1 protein-coding gene is annotated in these 20039 nt (G+C 76.3%); it reads right to left on the bottom strand.

The features are described 5' to 3' along the window. Positions 1–107 precede the first annotated feature (107 nt). A complete protein-coding gene (locus tag ABEB00_RS07965; protein WP_345618319.1) occupies positions 108–20033 on the bottom strand; it encodes a non-ribosomal peptide synthase/polyketide synthase in 19926 nt (6641 codons plus the stop codon). Positions 20034–20039: the final 6 nt, after the last annotated feature.

Below are 20039 nucleotides of genomic sequence, written 5' to 3'. Positions count from 1 at the left end.
CTCTCCCGTGGTGGGTGGGGTGGTCCGGCCCGCGGTCCGCGGGCCGGTGCTGCTGTCAAGGTGCCGGGGCACCGGGGCGGGCGGCGGTCTCGGGCTTTGCGGTGGGGTCACAGGCTCTGCCTGGCGTGCCGGGCGATGTGGCGCAGGGCCTGGGCGAACTCCTCGGCGACGCGCCGCACGCCCGCCGGGTCGTGGGTGCCGCCGCGCAGGTGCCAGGTGAAGGCGAGGCGTCCGCCGCGCACCGCGCCGACCACCTCCAGCGGGTGGGAGCCACCGTCCCGGGGGTCGTGGTCCTGGCCGAACGAGCCGTGCTCGGTGCGGATCAGGCCGTCTCCGGGGGCGGCGGGGCGGGCGTCCCACTGGCCGAGGTAGTTGAAGACCACCTGCCCGTGCGCGGCGGCGCCGAGCCGCTCGCGCACCTCGGGCGGTCCGAAGGTGCGCAGGGCGCCGAAGCCGAGCCCGTTCCCGGGCACGGCGCGAAGCTGGCGGCGGATCGATTTCACCAGGGTCCGCCAGTTCCGGTCCGGCCCGAGGTCGTCCGGTTCGTCCACCCGGAGGGCGACCGGGTGGACGCTGGTGAACCAGCCGACCGTACGGGAGAGGTCGACGCCGTCGAGGACGTCCTCGCGGCCGTGTCCTTCCAGGTCCAGGCGGATGCGGTGGTGTCCGGTCCAGCGGGCCAGGGCCAGGGCCAGCGCGGCCAGCAGGACGTCGTTGACACGGGTGCGGTAGGCGGTCGGCGCGGCGCGCAGCAGGGCCGCCGTGTCCTCCTCCTCCAGTTCCACGGTGAACGTGCCGGCCGGTGCCGTCTGCTGGCCGGACGCGGTGCCGGCCGGGAGCGGCTCGGCGGTCACGGCCTCCTCCCAGTAGGGCAGTTCGTGGTCCAGGCCGCCGGCCGCGACGTGTGCGGCGAGCCCGCGGGCCCAGTCCCGGAAGGAGGTGGTGCGCTCCCCGAGGGTGACGGGTTCGCCCCGCACGGCCTGCCGGTAGGCGGCCTCCAGGTCGTCGGCGAGGATGCGCCAGGACACGGCGTCCACGACCAGGTGGTGGGCGACGAGCAGCAGGAAGGCCGGCCGGCCGGCGTCGCCGGTGAAGAGCGCGGCCCGCAGCAGCGGCCCCCGGCCGAGGTCGAAGCCGGCGTGCAGGTCGTCGGCGGCCTGCTCCATCGCCGCGTCGGCCCGCTCGGGTGCCAGCCCTGTCAGGTCGTGCCGGACGAGGAGCCCTTCGCCGGTGTCCGGCGGCGGGTTGAACTGGTGCCAGCCGTCGGCGTCGTGGGTGAAGCGCATGCGCAGCGCGTCGTGGTGCTCTCTGAGGGCGTCCAGGGCGGTGCCCAGGGCCGACGGGTCGGGTTGGCCGTCGAGTTCCAGCAGCGCCGACTGGTTGAAGTGGGTGTGGTCGGCGCGCGGTGTGGTCAGGAACCACTCCTGGATCGGGGTGAGCGGCACCTCGCCGGCGGCCGGTCCCGCCCCGGTGTGCTCGGACGCGGTGCGTACGACGGAGGCCAGCGCGGCGACGGTCTGGTGGGTGAACAGGTCGCGGGTGGCCAGGTGCAGGCCCTCGCGCCGCAGCCGGGAGACCACCTGCATGCTCAGGATGGAGTCGCCGCCGAGGTGGAAGAAGTTGTCCTCCGCGCCGATGCCGTCGACGCCGAGGACGTCGGTCCAGATCCGGGCGATGCGGCGTTCGGTGTCGGTGCGGGGCGCGAGGTGCGCTCCGGTGGCGGTGTGCGCGGGGCCGGGTGCGGGCAGGGCGTGCCGGTCGGTCTTGCCGTTGGGGGTGAGCGGCAGCCGCTCCAGCGGCACGAACACCGCCGGGACCATGTGCGGGGGCAGCAGCCCGGCGAGGTGTTCGCGCAGCGCGGCGACCGGCAGGCTCGCGGGATCGTCCTCGGTGGGCACGACGTACGCCACCAGCCGTCCGGGGCCGCCGGACGGCGACGGGTTCGAGCCGTCGGTGCGTACGGTGACCACCGCGTCGCGCACCTGCGGGCTGCGGCGCAGCGCGCCCTCGATCTCGCCCGGCTCGATCCGGAAGCCGCGGAGTTTGATCTGGTCGTCGGCGCGGCCGGTGAAGCGCAGTTCGCCGTCGGCGCCCCAGCGGACCAGGTCGCCGGTGCGGTACATGCGCTCCCCCGGCGCGCCGAAGGGGTCGGCGAGGAACCGGCGGGCGGTCAGGGCCGGCCGGTGGAGGTAGCCGCGGGCCAGTCCCGGCCCGGCCACGTACAGCTCTCCGGTGACGCCGGGCGGAACGGGCCGCAGGGCGGCGTCGAGGACGTAGACGCGGGTGGCGCCGGCCGGGCGGCCGATGGGCGGGGCGCCCGCTCCCGGGCTCAGCGGGCCGGTCCAGGTGGCGACCACGGTGGCTTCGGTGGGCCCGTAGGAGTTGATCATCCGGCGGCCGGGGGCCCAGCGTTCCACGAGGTCGGGCGGGCAGGTCTCGGCGCCGACGATCAGGGTCCGCAGGTGCGGCAGGGCGCCGGCGGTCTCCGGTTCCACGGTGGCCAGTGCGGCCGGCGGGATGAGGGTGTGGCTGATCCGGCGCTCGGCGAGGACCTGGGCCAGCCGCTCGCCGACCAGCGGTCCTTCCTCGCCGGTGACCAGGGTGGCGCCACTGAGCAGGGAGACGCAGAGTTCGAGGACGGAGGCGTCGAAGCTGGGTGAGGCGAACTGCAGCACCCGGTCGCCGGGGCCCGCCGCGTACCGTTCGGCGGCGGCCGCGGCGAAGCCGGCCAGGCCGCGGTGGGTCACCGTGACGCCCTTGGGGGTGCCGCTGGACCCGGAGGTGTAGATGACGTACGCCGGGTGGTCGGGGGTGAGGGCGGCGGTGCGGTCGGCGTCGGTGGGCGCGGTGTCCGGGCCGCCGGCGTCCCGGACGGCCGCCGGATCGTCGAGGACCAGGCGGACGCCCGCGTCGCGCACCATGAACTCCCGCCGCCGCTCCGGGTAGTCCGGGTCGACGGGCAGGAAGGCGCCGCCGGCCTTGGCGACGGCGAGCTGCGCCACGACTGTCTCGGCGCCGCGGGGCAGGGCGAGGGCGACGGTCTCCTCGGGGCCGACCCCGCGGGCGATCAGCAGGTGGGCGAGCCGGTTGGCGGCACGGTCCAGTTCCCCGTACGACCACTGCCGGTCGCCGTCGGCCAGCGCCACGGCGTCGGGGGCGGCGGCCGCCCGCCGTTGGAACAGCTCGGGCAGGGTGGCGACGGGCACCGGCCGGGCCGGGCCGCGCCCCTGGTCGAGGAGGGACTTCAGCTCCTCGGCGGAGGCGAGCGGCAGGGCGCCCAGCGGGCGGTGCGGGTCGTCGGCGACGGCGGTGAGCAGGGTGGTGAGCTGGTCGGCCAGGCGGTCGGCGGTGGCCGGGTCGAACAGGTCGGTGTTGTAGGTGAGCAGGCCGTGCAGCGCGCCGGAGTCCGTCTCGGCGAACTCCAGGGTGAGGTCGAAGGCGGCGTGGTGGAGTTCGGACTCGATGTCGGAGACGGTCAGCTCGGGCAGGTCGAGGCCGGCCGCCGGGGTGTTCTGCAACACGACCATGACCTGGAACAGCGGGGTGCGGCTGGTGTCGCGCACCGGCTGCACCTCGTCCACCACCTGCTCGAACGGCACCTCCTGGTGGGCGAAGGCGTCCAGCACGGTGCGCCGGACGTCGTCGAGGAAGGCGGGGAAGGGCCGGTCGGCGTCGACCCGGGAGCGCAGGACGAGGGTGTTGACGAAGAAGCCGACGAGGTTCTGGATCTCGGCCTGGTCGCGGCCGGAGGTGACGGTGCCGACGGCGATGTCCCGGCCGCCGGACAGCCGGGCGAGGAAGGTCTGCGCGGCGGCGACGAGGGTGGTGAAGAGGGTGGCTCCCCGGTCCCGGCCGACCTGGGCGAGGCGGCGGGCGGTGCGCGGCGGCAGCGCCAGCCGGGCGGTCGCGCCGCTGCGGGTGCGTACCGCGGGGCGGGGCCGGTCGGTGGGCAGGTCGACCGGCTCGACGCCGGTCAGTTGCCGTTTCCAGTAGGCGAGTTGTTCTTCGCCCGCGCGGGCGGTGCGCTGCCAGTGGGCGTAGTCGGCGTACTGCACCGGCAGCGCCGGCAGCCGGTCGGGGGTGGCGTCGAGCGCGGCCCGGTACAGGTGGGCCAGGTCGCCGGTGAGGACGCCGGTGGACCAGCCGTCGGTGATGATGTGGTGCAGGGTGAGGGTCAGGACGTGCTCGTCGTCGGCCAGCCGGATCAGTCCGGCGCGCAGCAGCGGTCCCCGCCGCAGGTCGAACGGGCGGGCCCGGTCGGCGGCCAGCAGGTCGTCCAGCCGGGCGGCGCGGTCGGCCTCGGGGAGCCCGGACAGGTCCCGCTGCGCGAGGGGCACCTCGCCGGGTGAGTGGACGATCTGCACTCCGTGGCCGTCGACCGAGTCGAAGGTGGTGCGCAGCGACTCGTGCCGGGCCGCCAGGGCGCGCAGGGCGGCGCCGAGGGCCCCGGTGTCGAGCCGGCCGCGCAGCCGCAGCGACAGGGCGGTGACGTACTCGGTGCCGCCGGGCGCGAACTCCTCCAGGAACCACAGGCGTTGCTGGGCGTACGACATCGGCATCGCCGTGTCGCGGGTGACCGGCACGAGGGCGGGGCGGCGTTCGCCGGTGGGGCGGTCCTCGGTGAGCAGCGCGGCCAGCGCGGCCGGGGTCGGGTGGGTGAACACCGCGCGGGGTGAGACGTCGGTGCCGAACTCCTCGGCGAGGCGGGAGGCGAGCCGGATGCTGAGGATGGAGTCGCCGCCCAGCATGAAGAAGTCGTCCTCGGCGCCGGGCCGGTCGGTGCCGAGGACGTCCGCGAAGACGCGGACCGCGCGGTGCTCGGCCTCGGTGCGGGGCTCGGTGCGCGGGGCACGCGCCGCGGCGCCGTCGCGGTCCGGCGCCGGCAGGGCCGTCCGGTCCACCTTGCCGTTGGCGTTGAGGGGAAGGGCGGCCAGCGCGACGAAGGCGGCCGGGACCAGGTAGTCGGGCAGCGTGCGGCCGGCGAAGGCCCGCAGTCCGTCGGGGTCCTGGCCGGCCTCGCCGACGACGTAGGCCACCAGGCGCCGGGCGCCCGGCCGGTCCTCACGGGCCAGGACGGCCACGTCCGCGACGCCGGGGTGGGCGGCCAGGGCCGCCTCCACCTCGCCGGGTTCGACCCGGAAGCCGCGGAGTTTCACCTGGTCGTCGGCGCGGCCGAGGAACTCGACCGTGCCGTCGGGGTGCCGTCGGGCCAGGTCGCCGGTGCGGTACATCCGGGTGCCCGGCGGGCCGTAGGGGTCGGCGAGGAAGCCGCGGGCGCTCTCGCCGGGGCGGCCCAGGTAGCCGCGGGCCACGCCCTCGCCGGCCAGGAAGAGTTCGCCCGCGCAGCCGGGCGGGACGGGGCGCATCCGGGAGTCCAGGACGTGGACGCGCATGTCGTCCAGGGGCCGGCCGATGGGTACCGAGTCGGGTACCGCCGCCGCGTCCGTGAGGGGGTGGGAGGTGGCGAAGGTGGTGGTCTCGGTCGGGCCGTAGCCGTCCACGACCGTCAGGCCGGGGCAGGCGTCCAGCACCCGGCGCACGGCCGCCGCGGGGACCACGTCGCCGCCGGTCCACACCTGGCGCAGGCCGGTGAAGCAGTCCGGCGTGTCCTGGGCCAGCAGCCGGAACAGGCCGGCCGTCAGCCACAGCGCGGTCAGTCCGCCGTCGCCGCCCAGCCGGCGCAGCGTCGCCGCGTCCACCGTCTCCTCCCGGGCCACGACGACCTCGCCCCCGGTCAGCAGGGGTGCCCACACCTCGAAGGTGGCGGCGTCGAACGCGACCGGCGAGTGCAGCAGCACGCGGGCGCACACCCCGTCGGCGAAGCGGCTGTCGGTGGCGAGCGCGGCGATGTCGCGGTGGCGTACCGCCACGGCCTTCGGCACTCCGGTGGACCCGGAGGTGAACATGACGTAGGCCAGCCGGTCGGGGTCGGCCGGGGCGAAGTCCGTCGCGGCGGGCGGCAGGTGGCGGGCGGCGGCGACCCGGTCCGCGGTGAGCGAGGCGGTGACGCCCGCCTGCGCGAGCAGGGCGGCCCGGCGTTCCCCGGGGGCGCGGGTGTCGACCGGCAGGTAGGCGCCGCCCGCCTTGAGGACGGCGAGCTGGGCCACGACGAGTTCGGCGCGGCGGTCCATCAGCAGCGCCACCCGGTCCTCGGCGGCCAGGCCGTCGGCGAGCAGCGCGGCCGCCACGCGGTCGGACCAGCCGTCGAGTTCGCGGTAGGTCACCTCGCGGTCGCCGTCGCTCAGCGCGCGGGCGTCCGGGGTGCGCCGGGCCTGCTCGGCGAAGAGAGCGACCGGGCTGCGCGGCGGCTGTCGCCGGGCGGTGGTGTTCCAGCGTGCCAGCAGTTCCCGGTCGGCGGCGGTGAGCGGGTCGAGGTCGGTGACGCGGCCGTCGAGGCCGTCGGCGAGCCGGGTCAGCAGGGCGGCCAGGCGGGCGGCGGCGCGTTCGACGGTGGCGCGGTCGAAGAGGGCGGCGTCGTAGGCCAGGTCGAAGCCGAGCCGGTCGCTCAGGTGGGCGCGCAGGCAGAGCGGGAAGGTGGTGGCGTCGTCGGCGCGGACCTCCTCGACGGCGACCCCGGTCCTGGCGGTGGCCGACTCGTCGACCGGGTAGTTCTCGAACACGACCATGCTGTCGAAGAGGGCCCGGCCCGCCGGGACCTCGCTCAGCGCCTGGATGCGGGCGAGCGAGAGGAAGTCCACGTGCCGGGCGTCGCTCTGCCGTTCCTGGAGCTGCCGCAGCCAGGGCAGCACGTCACCGTCGGGAACGCGTACCCGGGTCGGCACGGTGTTGATGAACATGCCGATCATGGTGTCCACGCCGGGCAGTTCGGCGGGCCGGCCGGAGACGGTGGTGCCGAACACCACGTCCTCGCGTCCGCTGTGGCGGGCGAGCAGCAGCGCCCAGGCGGCCTGGACCACGGTGTTGACGGTCAGTCCGCCGCGCGCGGCCGTCTCCCGCAGCCTGCCCGAGACGTCCGGGTCCAGTTCGTGGTGGACGGCCGACTCGGAGCGGGCGCGGTGCGCCTCGGCGGGGGTGCGGTCGTAGGGCAGCGGGGTGGCCTCGCCGAAACCGGCCAGGAGGTCGCTCCAGTGCCGCTCGGCCGCCTGTTCGTCCTGCTCGCTCAGCCAGCGCAGGAAGTCCGCGAACGGCCGTCGCGGCGGTGGCGGGGCCGCGGGGCCGCCGGTGCGGGCCGCGTAGCGCTCGCAGACCTCGGTGAGGAGCTGCCCGGTGCTCCAGCCGTCGAGGATCAGGTGGTGGGAGGACCAGAGCAGGAGCACCTCGTCGCCGGGCAGGGCGGCCAGGGTGACGCGGGTGAGGGGCGCGGCGGTCAGCTCCATGCCCGCGGCGCGGTCCTCGGCGAGCAGCCGCTCGGTCGCCTCGGCCCGCCGGCCGGGGGTGAGCCCGCGCCAGTCCAGGTGGGTGACGGGCAGCTCCGCCCGGTGGTGCACGACCTGCACGGGGTGCGGCAGCCCCTGCCAGTGGACGCTGGTGCGCAGCGCCGGGGTGCGGTCGGCGACCTCCTGCCAGGCCCGGGCGAACGCCTCCGGGTCGGCCACTCCGGACAGCCGTACCGCCGTCCGGTCGAAGTAGGCGCCGGCCGTGTCGACCAGTCCGTGGAAGAGCATGCCGGACTGCAGGGGTGTGAGGGGCAGGACGTCCTCGACGTGCCGTCCGTCGCCCACCAGCGTGTCCAGCCGCTCCTGGGTGAGGCCGGCGAGCGGGAAGTCGGACGGGGTGCGGCCGCCCGCCTCCGGGTGGGCGCAGTGGGCGACCAGGTCGCGCAGGGCCGCGCACATCTCCTCGGCGAGCTGCCGCACGGTGGCCTCGTCGTACCCGGCGCCGGGGTAGGTCCAGCCCAGTTCGAGCCGGCCGTCCTGGACCACGCCGGTGATGTCCAGCGGGTAGGGGCGGGGTTCGTCCGGGTCGGTGTCGCGGCCGGCCGGCGGGAGCGCGGCGCGGTACAGGCCGGTGCCGTCGCCGCCGCCCGCCTCCCAGCGGCCGTGGTAGTTGAAGCCGACCCGCGGCTGCGGGGCGTCGGCGAGCGGGCTGCCGGGCAGCAGGTGGCGCAGGGCGCCGTGGCTCAGGCCGTGCAGCGGCACCGCCCGCAACTGTTCCTTGACCGACCGCAGGGTGTCGCGCCAGCCGGCGTCGGGCGCGACGGTCAGGGCGAGGGGGAACTCGGCGGTGAACCAGCCGACCGTCCGCGTCAGGTCCAGGTCGTCGAAGAGGTCCTCGCGGCCGTGTCCCTCCACCCCGACCAGGATCGTGTCGTGGCCGCACCAGCGGGCCAGGGTGCGGCCCAGGGCACTGAGGAGGACGTCGTTGACCTGGGTGCGGTAGACGTCGGGGACCCGGCGCAGCAGCGCCTCGGTCTCCTCGGCGGTGAGCCGCACGGTGACGGTGGCGGCGTCGCCGTGGGTGTCGGGGGCGGGCCGGGCGGCGGGCAGGTCGGCCGGGGCGGTGGCGGCGCGCGTCCAGTACGGCAGGTCGGCGTCGAGGGCGCCGGAGCGGGTGTGCTCCGCCAGCCGGGCCGCCCAGTGGCCGTAGGCGGTGCCGGCCGGGGGAAGTTCGACGGGGCGGCCGGCCGCCGCGGCGCGGTGGGCGGTCTCCAGGTCCGCGAGCAGGATGCGCCAGGAGACGCCGTCCACGACGAGGTGGTGCACGGTGATCAGCAGGTGCGGGGGCCGGTGCGCGCCCCGGTCGAAGAGCAGGACGCGTACCACCCGGCCCTCGGCCGGATCGAGCGAGAGCTGGGCCCGGTCCGCCGCGCGCTGTACCTCGTCCTCCAGCTCGGGCGTGTCCAGTCCGGCCACGTCGTGGTGGGTGAGGACGCCTTCCGGCGCCTCGGGCAGGACTTCCTGGTACCAGCCGTCGTCCGCACGGCCGAAGCGGGTGCGCAGGGCCGGGTGGTGGGCCACGAGGGCGTCGACGGCCCGGTGCAGCGCGGCGGGGTCGGTGCCGGGGGCCAGTTCCAGGCGCTGGGTCATGGTGAAGCGCAGCGCGTCGCCGGGGCGGCGGCCGTCGAGATACCAGTGCTGGATGGGGGTGAGCGGTGCCCGCGCGGGGGCGCTGTGCGCTCCGGCCGCCGGCTCCGGTGCCGCCTCCCGTACGCACAGGGCGAGTTCGGCGACGGTCTGGTGGCGGAAGACGTCCTTGGTGGTGAGGGCGAGGCCCGCCCGGCGGGCGCGGGAGACGATCTGGATGCTCAGGATCGAGTCGCCGCCGAGCACGAAGAAGTTGTCCCGCGCGCCGACCCGCTCCACGCCCAGGACCTCCGCCCACAGCGCCGCCAGTCGCGCTTCGGTGCCGGGGCGGGGCGCCACGTACGGGGTGGTGCTGTCCGGCTGGGCGGGCGGGGCGGGCAGGGCGCGGCGGTCGGTCTTGCCGCTGCTGGTGCGCGGGATGCGGGTCAGCGGCACGAAGGCGGCGGGCACCATGTGGTCCGGCAGGCTCCGGCGCAGGTGGACGCGGAGTTCGTCGGCGGGCGGGGTGCGGTCCCCGGCGGGCACCACATGGCCCACCAGCATGGTGCGGCCGGCGTGTTCGCGGGCGGTGACCACGGCGTCGGTGAGGTCCGGGTGGGTGAGCAGGGCGGCCTCCACCTCGCCGGGTTCGATGCGGAACCCGCGGATCTTGACCTGTTCGTCGGACCGGCCGAGGAACTCCAACTGCCCGCGCGCGTCCCAGCGGGCGCGGTCGCCGGTGCGGTACATCCGCTCCCCGGGCGCGCCGAACGGGTCGGCGAGGAAGCGGGCGGCGGTCAGGCCGGGGCGGTTCAGGTAGCCGCGGGCCACCTGGGCGCCGGCCAGGTACAGCTCGCCGGGGACGCCGGGCGGGACCGGCCGCAGGGTGCGGTCGAGGACGTGGGCGCGCAGGTTGCGGCCGGGGCGGCCGATGACGGGGCGCCCGGACCGGTCGGCGCAGCGGGTGTAGACGGAGTCGACGGTGGTCTCGGTGGGGCCGTACATGTTGTACGCGGTGACGCCGAGGTCTTCCCGGGCCGCGCTCAGGTCGCGCCAGGTGTCGGGGTCCAGGGCCTCGCCGCCCACCAGCAGCAGCCGCGGGTGGTGGCGGCCGGGGGCGAGGAGACCGGCGGCCGTGAGTTCGCGCAGGAAGGACGGGGTGACGTTGACGAAGTCCAGTCGCCGGTCGGCGACCTGGGCGCAGAACGCCTCCGGGTCGAGGCGGGTGTCCTCGTCGACGAGGTGCACCTCCTGGCCCAGGGCGAGCAGCAGCGGCCCCTCCCAGCTCGTGTCGAAGGAGAAGGAGGCGCTGAGCGCGGCCTTCAGCCGGGTGCCGTCGGACGTGTGCGGGGCGACGAGTCCTTCGCGGTGGTCGTGGCAGAGGTTGACCAGGTGGCGGTGTTCCACCGTGACGCCCTTGGGGCGGCCGGTGGAGCCGGAGGTGTAGACGAGGTAGGCGGCGTGACCCGGGTGGAGCGGGGCGAGCCGGTCGGCGTCGGTGAGGTCGTGGGCGGGGAGCCGGTCCCAGTCCACCTCGCGCAGCGCGTCGGCGGTCAGGACGGTGCGGGGCGCGGCGTCCGAGAGGAGGAACGCGGCCCGCTCCTCGGGCAGTTCGGGGTCGAGGCAGAGCAGGGTGCCGCCCGCCTTGAGCACGGCGAACAGCGCCACCAGCAGCTCGGAGGTGCGCGGCAGCCGGACGGCGACCACGCGCTCGGGGCCGACGCCGAGGGCGACGAGGTGGTGGGCGAGCCGGTTGGCGCGGGCGTCGAGGGCGGCGAAGTCGAGCGTGGCGTCCCGGGCGACCAGGGCGGTGGCGTGCGGGGTGCGTGCCGCCTGCGCCTCGAACAGGGCGGGGAAGGTGGTGTCCGGCACGGGCAGGTGGCCGCCCTGCCACTCCTGGGTGACCTGGCGGTGTTCGGCGGCCGTCAGCAGTGGCAGCGCGCCGGCGTCCCGCCGCGGGTCCTCGGCGGCGGCCTCCAGCAGCAGCCGCAGCCGTGCGGCGAGGCGTTCGGCGGTGTCCGCGTCGAACAGGGCGGTGTCGTACTCCAGGTAGCCGGTGACCCCGCCGTCGCTCTCCACGAAGTCGAAGGCGAGGTCGAAGGTGGCGTGCCGGACCGGCGGGGTGAGCGGCTCGACGTGCAGGCCGGGGAGGCCGGGCACCTCGGCGCCGAGGTTGTGCAGCGCCACCATCACCTGGAAGAGCGGGGTGCGGCTGGTGTCCCGTTCGGGCTGGAGGGCGTCCACCAGTTTCTCGAAGGGCACGTCCTGGTGGGCGAAGGCCGACAGGACGGTGTCGCGCACCCGCTCCAGCAGGGCGTGGAACGACAGTCCGGGCCCGACCCGGTTGCGCAGCACCAGGGTGTTGACGAACATGCCGACCACGTCGTGGAGTTCGGGCCGCTCCCGGCCGGCCGTGACGGTGCCGACGGTGACGTCCTCCTGTTCCGCCCAGCGGGAGAGGAGGAGCGTGCAGGCCGTCAGCAGCGTCATGTAGAGGGTGGCGTCGGCGTCGCGGCCCGTCTCGCGCAGCCGCCGGGTGAGCGCGGCGGGGAGGGCGAAGGTCACCAGCGCCCCCTCCCGGGCCCGGACGGCGGGGCGGGGCCGGTCGGTGGGCAGCTCCAGCGGGGCGACACCGTCCAGCGTGTCGCGCCAGTAACGGAGTTGTTCCTCCTCAAGGCCGGTGCGGGCGCGCTGCCAGGCGGCGAAGTCGACGTAGCGCACGGGGAGTCCGGGCAGTCGCGGGGGGCGCTCCTGCTGTGCCGCCGCGTACAGCTCGCCCAGGTCCCGGCCGAGGACGCCGACGGACCAGCCGTCGGTGGCGATGTGGTGGACGGCCAGGACGAGCACGTGCTCGTCGTCGGCCAGGCGGGCCAGCCGGGCCCGCAGCAGGGGCCCGGTGCCCAGGTCGAAGGGGGTGGCGGCCTCGCGTTCCAGCAGGGCGTCGAGCCGGTCGCCGGTGAGGTCGTCCAGCGGCAGTTCCACCGGGTGCGGCGGGCGTACGATCTGCCGGGCCCGGCCGTCCTGTTCGGCGAAGGTGGTGCGCAGGGCCTCGTGCCGGGCCACCAGGCCGTCCAGGGCGGTGCGCAGGGCGCCGGTGTCGAGGGTGCCGCGCAGCCGCAGCACCGACAGCGTCGTGTACTCGGTGGAGCCCGGCTCGAAGCGGTCGAGGAACCACAGCCTCGCCTGCGCGTACGACAGCGGCGGCGCGGTGTCCGGATCGGCGGCCGGGATGGTGTCGGCCGGTGTGCCGCCGCCGTCCGCCGGGGTGCCGAGTGCGGCGGCCAGGGCGGAGAGCGTCGGGTGGGTGAAGAGCAGCCGGGGGGAGAGGTCGGTGCCGAAGGCGGCGCGCAGCCGGGAGACGACGCGGACGGCGAGGATGGAGTCGCCGCCGAGGGCGAAGAAGTCGTCGTCGGCGCCGACCTCGTCGGTGGCGAGGACGTCCGTCCAGGCGGCGGCGACCGCGCGTTCGGCGGGGGTGCGCGGCGCGGTGCGGTCGGGTCCGGCGGCGAAGCCGTCCGGGCCGGGGGCGGGCAGCGCGCGCCGGTCGAGTTTGCCGTTGGCGGTCAGCGGCAGGGCGGTCAGCGGCACGTAGGCGGCGGGCACCATGTGTGCGGGCAGCAGCCGTTGCAGGTGGGCGCGGAGGTCCGCGGCCGACGGTGGCCGGGCGCCGCCGCGGCCGACGACGTGGGCGACCAGCCGCCGGGTCCCCGAACCGTCCTCGTGGACGCCGACGGCGGTGTCGCCGACGTCCGGGTGGCTGTGCAGGGCCGCCTCGATCTCCCCGGGTTCGATGCGGTAGCCGCGGATCTTCACCTGCTGGTCGGTGCGGCCCAGGTACTCCAGCGTGCCGTCGGCCCGGCGGCGGGCCCGGTCGCCGGTGCGGTACATCCGCTGCCCCGGCGCGCCGAACGGGTCGGCGAGGAAGCGGGTGGCGGTCAGACCGGGCCGGCCGAGGTAGCCGCGGGCCAGGCCCTCGCCCGCCACGTACATCTCGCCGACGGCTCCCGGCGGTACGGGGGCCAGGTCGCCGTCGAGGACGTGGACGCGCAGGTCGGGTATGCCGGTGCCGATGGAGCCGGCGCCGCCGGGGCGGGCCGCGGCGCGGTCCAGCGGCTGGTGGGTGACGTGCACGGTGGTCTCGGTGATGCCGTACATGTTGACCAGGCGCGGTGCGGTGTCGGGGTGGCGGGTCCACCAGTCGGCGAGGCGGCCGGTGTCCAGGGCCTCGCCGCCGAAGACCACCGTGCGCAGGGCGAGACGCGCGCTCACCTCGGGGTGTTCGGCGTCGGCGCGGGTCAGCGGGTAGAAGGCGGACGGGGTCTGGTTGAGGACGGTGACCCGCTCGTCGGCGAGCAGGCGCAGGAAGTCCTCCGGGGAGCGGGCGGTGTCGTCGGGGACGACGACGAGCCGGCCGCCGTGCAGCAGGGCGCCCCACAGTTCCCAGACGGAGAAGTCGAAGGCGTAGGAGTGGAAGAGGGTCCACACGTCGTGCTCGTCGAAGCCGAACCAGTGCCGGGTGCGGGTGAAGAGGCGGACCACGTTGGCGTGCGGGACGACCACGCCCTTGGGGCGGCCGGTGGAGCCCGAGGTGTAGATGGCGTAGGCGGGGGTCTCGGGCAGGGGGCGGCGGGCCGGGCCGGTGGCGGGGCGGCGGGCGAGGTCGGCGCGGACGTCCGGGTCGTCCAGCGCCAGCGGCGGCACGGCGGTGTCCGCGATGTCCGGGGCGGCCCCGGTGGTGGTCACCAGGGTCACCGGTGCCGCGTCGGCCAGCAGGCGGGCGACGCGTTCGGCGGGCAGCTTCGGGTCGATGGGCAGGTAGGCGGCGCCCGTCTTCAGTACGGCCAGGACCGCCACGACCAGGTCGGTGGAGCGGGGCAGGGCGAGCGCCACGAACCGCTCGGGTCCGGCGCCGGCCTCGGCCAGGCGGTGGGCGAGGCGGCCGGCCGCCGCGTCGAGGGCGGCGTAGTCGAGGCGGTCGGTGCCGCAGGTGACGGCGGTGGCGTCGGGCCGGCGGGCGGCCTGGGCCTCGAAGAGGTCGACCAGGGTCTGCCGGGGCCGGTCGGGTCCGGCGCCGGCCCCGGCGGCCGCGAGGCGGCGTTCCTCGGCGGTCGTCCAGGCCAGGGCGCGCAGGGGCCGGGCGGCGTCCTCGGCGATCTCCGTGAGCAGCAGCCGCAGCCGGTCGGCGAGGGACCGGACGGTGGCGGCGTCGAACAGCGCGGGGTCGTAGGCCAGGTCGAAGCCGAGCCGTTCGCCCTGGAAGGCGCGGAGCACGAGGGGGTAGTTGGTGGCGTCGCGGGAGGTGACGTCGACCAGTCGGATGCCGGTGCCGGCGGTGCGGGCCTCGTCGAAGGGGTAGTTCTCGAAGGCGACCATGCTGTGGAAGAGCGGGGTGCCGGAGGGTATGTCGCTCAGGCCGGTCAGCTCGGCGAGGGAGGCCGCCGCGTGCCGCCGTGACTCGGCCTGGGCGTCCTGGAGTTCACGGAGCCAGGCGGTGGCGGGCCGGTTCCCGTCGACCCGTACCCGGGTGGGCAGGGTGTTGATGAACATGCCGACCATCGACTCCACGCCGGGGAGTTCGTCGGGGCGGCCGGAGACGGTGGTGCCGAACACCACGTCCGGTTCGGCGCTGTACCGGGACAGCAGCAGCGCCCAGGCGCCCTGCACCACGGTGCTGACGGTCAGCCCGGCCTCCCGGGCGGTGCGGGTCAGGCGGGCGGTGACCGGGTCGGACAGCTCGGCGGTGTGGACGTCGGCCGACCGGGCCTCGTGGGTGCCGGTCAGGGGCCGGTCCACGGGCAGCGGGGTGGGGTCGGCGAAGCCGCCGAGTACCTCGCGCCAGTGCGCGCGGGTGGCCCCGGCGTCCTGTTCGGCGAGCCAGCGGACGTAGTCGGCGAAGGGCCTGCGCACCGGCGGCTTCGAGGCGCCGCCGGTGGTGAGTGCCGCGTACTCCTCGGACACCTCCGTCAGGACCTGGGCGAGGCTCCAGCCGTCCAGGATGAGGTGGTGGGAGGTCCACAGCAGGTGCAGGCGGGCGTCGGGCAGCCGGACGAGGGTGAGCCGCATCAGCGGCGCGGTGGCGAGGTCGATGCCGCGGGCGAGGTCCTCGGCGCGGAGCCGGTCGAACCGGTCGGCGCGCTCCGCGGGGTCCGCCGCCCGCCAGTCGAGCCGGGTGACGGGGACCCGGACGGCGCGGTGCACGACCTGGAGCGGCACCGGCACGTCCTGCCAGACCACCGAGGTCCGCAGCGCGGGTGTCCGGTCGGCCACCCGCTGCCAGGCCACGGCGAAGGCGTCCGGGTCGGCGACGCCGTCCAGGAGGAGGGCGGCCTGGTCCACGTACACGTCGTCGTCGCCGCCGACCAGGCGGTGGAAGAGCATGCCCTCCTGGAGCGGGGTCAGCGGGAGCAGGTCCGCCACCTCGCGGCCGTCGCCGGCCAGCCGGTCCACGGCGGCCTGGTCGAGGCGGGCGTGCGGGAAGTCGGAGGGGGTGCGGCCGCCGGCGTCCGGGCGGGCGCAGTGCTCGGTGATCGCGGTGAGCGCCGCGACCAGGTCGTCGGCCAGCTTCCGTACGGTGTCCGTGTCGTGCGCGCGGTCGCTGTGGTGCCAGGTGATCTCCAGCTCGCCGTCGGCGACCGCGGCGGAGATGTCGAGGAGGTGGTCGAGGGGCTCGTCGGCGGCCAGGTCCCGGCCGGGCACCTCGGCGGCCGGGGCGAAGTCCGCGCCGGCCCTCGCCTCCCACTGGCCGTGGTAGTTGAAGCACACCTGGGGCAGCGGCAGGTCCCGCAGGGCGCGGGCGGCCGGGTCGGGCGAGCCGAGGCGGGCCAGTGCCTCGTAGCCGAGGCCGCGCCGCGGCACGCCGCGCAGCTTCTCCTTCACGGCCTTCAGGGTGGCGCCCCAGTCGGGCGCGGAGGGCGGTCCGGCCGGGGTGAGGGTGACCGGGTACTGGGTGGTGAACCAGCCCACCGTGCGGGAGAGGTCCAGCCCGTCGTCCTCGCGTCCGTGGCCCTCCAGCGCGACAGTCACCCGTTCGGCGCCGGTCCAGTCGGCGAGGACCCGGCTCACCGCGCTGAGCAGCACGTCGTTGATCTGGGTGCGGTAGACGGCGGGGACCCGGCGCAGCAGTGCCTCGGTGGTGGCGCGGTCGACCCGGGTGCGGACGGTCCGTACCGTCCGGGCCAGCGGGGTCCCGGGGCGGTCCACCGGCAGCGGGGTGCGGGGCTCGGCGGCCTCGGCCGTCCAGTACGGCAGGTCCGCGTCCAGTTCACCGGCCCGCACCCGGTCGGTGAGGTGCGCGGCCCAGTCGGCGAACGGTGTCGCCACCGGCTCCAGCCGGACCGGCTCGCCGGCCGACGCCTGCCGGTAGGCCGACTCCAGGTCGGCGAGGAGGATGCGCCAGGAGACGCTGTCCACGGCCAGGTGGTGGGCGGTGAGGAAGAGCTGGGGGCGGGCACCGGGCGGGGGCAGGAACAGCGCGGCGCGCAGCAGGGCGCCCGTCCGCGGGTCCAGGGCGGCGCGGGCGGTGCCGGCCGCCTCGGCGCGGGCGGCCGGCGGGTCGGTGGCGGCGGCGAGGTCGTGCCGGGTGAGCAGTCCGGTGGCCGGGCCCTGCCCTGGGTGCTGCCGCCAGGTGGTGCCGGTGCGGGCGAACCGGGTGCGCAGCGCCGGGTGGTGGGCGGCCAGCGCCGCCACGGCCCGCTCCAGGGCGGGCTCGTCCACGTCGTGCGGCAGGTCGAGCAGCATCGACATGCTGAAGGCCCTGGGCGGGCCGTCCGGAGCGCTGTGCGTGGCGAAGTACCACTCCTGCACCGGGGTGAGCGGGGCGGGCCCGGCCGCGCGCGGCCGGCGGGGCGCCGGCAGGTCCGCGGTGCGCCGGGACGCGGCGGCGGCCAGGTCCGCGACGGTCTGGTGGCGGAAGACGTCCCGGGAGGTCAGGTTCAGTCCGGCCGCGCGGGCGCGGGAGACGGCCTGGATGCTGAGGATGGAGTCGCCGCCCAGTTCGAAGAAGTTGTCGGTGACGCCCACTCTCGTGACGCCGAGCACCTCGCTCCAGATGCCGGCCAGCGTCTCCTCCCCGGCCGTGCGGGGGGCGACGAACTCCCGCTCGCGCGGGGCCGCGTCGAAGTCGGGGGCGGGCAGCGCCCGGCGGTCCAGCTTGCCGCTGGTGGTCAGGGGCAGCGCGGCCAGCACGGTGAACGACGAGGGCACCATGTGGTCGGGCAGGACCCGCCGGCAGGCCGCCCGCACCTCCGCCGCGGCGGGCGGTTCGGCACCCGGGCCGGGTACGAGGTAGGCGGCGAGGCGGAGATGGCCGTGCGCGTCGGGGAGCGCGACGACCGCGGCGCCGGTGACGTCCGGCAGGTCGAGGAGGGCCGCCTCCACCTCGCCCGGCTCGATCCGGTGGCCGCGCACCTTCACCTGGTCGTCGGCGCGTCCGAGGTGGTCGAGGCGCCCGTCGGGGGTCCAGCGGGCCAGGTCGCCGGTGCGGTACATCCGCTCCCCCGGCGCGCCGAACGGGTCGGCGAGGAAACGCGCGGCGGTCAGTCCGGGCCGGCCGGTGTAGCCCCGGGCCACCTGCGGGCCCGCCAGGTACAGCTCGCCGCCGACGCCGGGCGGCACCGGCTGGAGACGGCCGTCGAGGACGTACGCCCGGACGTTGGGCAGCGGCCGGCCCACCAGCGGACGTCCGTCGCCCTCGACGCGGCAGGCGAGTGTGTCGACGGTGCACTCGGTGGGACCGTAGAAGTTGTACGCGGTGACGCCCGGCTGGGCGGCCAGTTCGCGCCAGAGGGCGGGGCCGAGGGGCTCGCCGCCGAGCATCAGCACGCGCGGGTGGTGGCGGGGGTCGGTGAGCAGTCCGGCGGGCAGCAACTGCCGCAGGTAGGACGGGGTGAGGTCGAGGAAGTCGACGCGGTGCTCGACGACGTACTCGACCAGGGCGGCGGCGTCCAGCCGGGTCGCCTCGTCGACCAGGTGCAGCGGGTGGCCGTCGGCCATCAGCAGCACGCCCTCCAGCGAGGTGTCGAAGGAGAACGACGCGGTCAGCGCCACCCGCAGCGGGCCGCCGCCCGCCTCGGCGACGAACCCCTCGCGGTGGCCGGCCAGCAGGTGGCTGAGCGACCGGTGCGACACGGCGACGCCCTTGGGGCGGCCGGTGGAACCGGAGGTGTGGATGACGTACGCCAGGTGGTCCGGGTCCGGCGGGGTGAGCCGGTCGGTGTCCCAGCGGGACGGGAGCGCCGGGAGGGACGGGAGGGAGTCGGGCAGCGCCCGCAGCACGGTCTCGTCGAGGACCAGGGCGGGGCGGGCGTCGTCGAGCAGGAAGCGGACGCGTTCCTCGGGCAGCGCGAGGTCAAGGGGGAGGTAGCCGGCGCCGGCCTTCCAGACGGCGAGGATCGCCACGATCAGGTCGGCGGTGCGCGGCAGGCGCAGCGCGACCAGCCGCTCGGGGCCGGCGCCCTTGGCGAGGAGGTGGCGGGCGAGCCGGTCGGCGCGGGCGTCGAGGGTGGCGTAGTCCAGGCGCTCGTCCCCGGCGACCAGGGCGGTGGCGTGCGGGGTGCGGGCCGCCTGCCGCGCGAACAGCTCCGGAAGGGTGGCGGCGGGGACGGCCAGCGCGGTGGCGTTCCACTCCTCGGTGATCCGCCCGGCCTCGTCCGGGGAGAGCAGGGGCAGTGTGCCGAGCGGCTGGTCGGGTGCGTTGGCCGCGCCCTCCAGGGTGCGCAGCAGTTGGCCGGCCAGCCGGCGGGCGGTGGCCGGGTCGAACAGGTCGGTGCGGTACTCCAGCAGGCCGCTCAGCCCGTCGCCGTCGGGGACGAACTCGATGCTCAGGTCGAAGGTGGCGGCCTGCCGGTCCACGGTGACCGGGGCGGCGGTCAGGCCGTGCGGGGCGACGGTCGCGGGTGGCGCCGGGTGCAGCAGGACCATCACGTCGAACAGGGGGTTGCGGCCGGCCTCGCGGGCCGTGCCGACGGCCTCCACCAGCCGCTCGAAGGGCGCGTCGCCGTGCGCGAAGGCGTCGCCCACGGTGGTCGCGGCGGCTTCGAGCAGGTCGCGGAAGGAGCCGGCCGGGTCGACGGGGGTGCGCAGGACGACGGTGTGGGCGAAGAAGCCGACGGTGCGTTCCAGGTCGGTGCGGGAACGCCCCGGGGTCAGGGAGCCGACGGTGATGTCGTCCTGCCCGGACCAGCGGGCCAGCAGCGCCTGGCAGGCGGCGGTCAGCGAGGTGAACAGGGTGGTGTGCCGCTCGGCCGCGAGGGCGCGGAGCCGGGTGGTGACGGCCGCGGGCACGGTGAAGGTGTGGACGGCCCCCGCCCCGGACTCCTCCCCGCTCCGGGGGCGGTCCAGCGGCAGCCGCGGCGCCGACACGCCCGCCAACTGCTTTTTCCAGTAGCTGAGCTGCCGCTCCAGCAACGGTCCGGTGAGCTGCTCCCGCTGCCAGGCGGCGAAGTCCGGGTACTGCGTCGCCACCGGCGGGAGTTCGGGTACGGAGCCCTGCGCCAGGGCGTCGTAGGCGGTCGTCAGCTCTTCCAGGACCACCCCCATCGACCAGCCGTCGGTCACGATGTGATGGGCCGTCAGCAGCAGGACGTGCGAGGTGTCCGACTCGCGCAGCAGCAGGGCGCGCAGGAGGGGGCCGGTGCGCAGGTCGAAGGGACGGTCGTACTCGGCGTGCAGGGCCGCCGCCAGGGCGTCCGGCGGGGTGTCGGCCACCGGCAGCGGCACCGGGGCCGCCGGGCGCACGGTCTGCGTCGGCCGCCCGTCGCTCTCGTCGAAGGTGGTGCGCAGCGCCTCGTGCCGTTCGGCCACGGTGTCCAGCGCGCGGGAGAGCGCGGTGCGGTCCAGCGGGCCGGTCAGGCGCAGCGCGACGGCGCTGTTGTAGCGGGCGTCGCCGGGGCGCAGCCGGTCCAGGAACCACAGCCGCTGCTGGGCGAAGGACAGGGGCAGCGGCCGGGTGCGGTCGGCGTGCGGGATGCCCTGCCGGGCGGCGGTGCCGGCCCGTCCGGCGAGCCGGCGGCGCAGCGCCTCCTGGAGGTCCTGGGAGAGGGCCTCGGCGCGGTTTCGCTTCGAAGACGTCATGGTCGT

Source organism: Streptomyces ziwulingensis, from assembly GCF_039542605.1.
Classification (GTDB): domain Bacteria; phylum Actinomycetota; class Actinomycetes; order Streptomycetales; family Streptomycetaceae; genus Streptomyces; species Streptomyces ziwulingensis.
Note: the sequence above shows the minus strand (reverse complement) of the source record. Positions and strands in the feature narration are given on the sequence as shown.

Coding starts and splice junctions, on each gene's coding strand:
- ABEB00_RS07965 (WP_345618319.1), bottom strand. CDS start 20,033: ATGACGTCTTCGAAGCGAAACCGCGCCGAGGCCCTCTCCCAGGACCTC.